The organism is Seonamhaeicola aphaedonensis (assembly GCF_003386195.1).
In the GTDB taxonomy this organism is placed as follows: domain Bacteria; phylum Bacteroidota; class Bacteroidia; order Flavobacteriales; family Flavobacteriaceae; genus Seonamhaeicola; species Seonamhaeicola aphaedonensis.
Genome location: NZ_QRDX01000035.1, coordinates 1 through 1309, shown reverse-complemented (window position 1 = coordinate 1309; position 1309 = coordinate 1). Strand labels below are relative to the sequence as shown.

General features: G+C 33.2%; 1 protein-coding gene. It reads left to right on the top strand.

Going from position 1 to position 1309, the window contains the following annotated elements:
• The first annotated feature begins 102 nt into the window (after window positions 1-102).
• Window positions 103-1077, top strand: coding sequence for a hypothetical protein (locus DFQ02_RS14995; protein WP_116525259.1), 975 nt, complete (start codon window positions 103-105; stop codon window positions 1075-1077).
• The last annotated feature ends 232 nt before the right edge of the window (window positions 1078-1309 follow it).

Here is a 1309-nt window from a genome sequence, read left to right as displayed (position 1 = left end):
ATCTTTAGATTATAAAACACCAAATATGGTATATAAATTAACAGCGTAAATCAATTTTTAACCTGTAGCCATATTTCAGGACTAGACATTTGAACCAAGCCTATGAACAGTAAATTTCTGCTAACATTTTTCACACTTATCTCGGGACTTTCTGTTTTCGGACAGTTTAGTCGTGAAAATATTTCGACAGATTCATCCGACATCGAAATTATCAGAAATTCTGTTTATCACATTTACGAAGAAAGTTATAAAAATAAAGATTCTGTTTGGTACAGCGTGCATTACATAAAAGACACAACAAGATTAAACACAGAAGGTTGGAAAAGAAAAAATGGAAAGTACCTTGGAATTTGGAAAGAATATAATTTCGACAAACAATTATTGTTTACACGTGATTATGATAATGCAATATGCGAGGTAAACAGACAATTATTTCCTCATCACGAAATACTTGAGAGAATGAAAAAAAAAGCGGACAGCTTGATTATTTCTAACTATAGTCAAGAGTTTTTCGATAGCCAAGTTCGTTTCAATTTTAATTGTTATGCTTACGACAAAGATGGTTATGTTGGTAGTTGGACAGAACCAATGAAAAGAAAACCAACTGAATTTCTTTTTCGGTATCAAGTACGACTTGAAAACTCGGATTGGCAAAGTGAAATGATTGGAATTAGTCTTGACGAAAATGGAAATTATATTCCAAGTCACGATAGATTTAGCAACAATGGATTCGAAAAATTAAACTCTGAAAACAGAACTTTTGAAATTGACAAAACAAAGGCTATTTCAATTGCCAAAGAACACGGACTAAAAGGAGAAAATATTTCGGAATTTTTAAAATGGGAAAGATTTAATAAAGCGACTTTTTATGATGGGCAGTTTAAATATTATATCGCTGAATTAACAGACCAAATAGATGAAATAAAAAAAGAAGGACGCTCAAGAATTACCTATAAGTTCAATGTTTACTCATTTAATCCTTGGACAGGCAAATTTTTGGGAAAGAAGAAAATGAAACAAATTAAAGAATGGGAAAAAAATAGCGGATTTACATCTGACTTATTACCTGATGAATAAAATTAAAAAAACGTGTGGCAACACCGTGTATAGCTCATTGCGGCTGAATTCCTTAATCGGAATTCATTGCAATTTGCTATCTTTCAGTTACGGCGGAAAATCCTCGCGGATATCCCGCAACGAGCCATACACAAAACCGATGGAACACATTCGCCGATGGCGAACTTTAATCTACGCTGCTTCGCAGACAATGCATCTTAAAGTAAATGTGTTCCATCTCAGGGTTAAACCA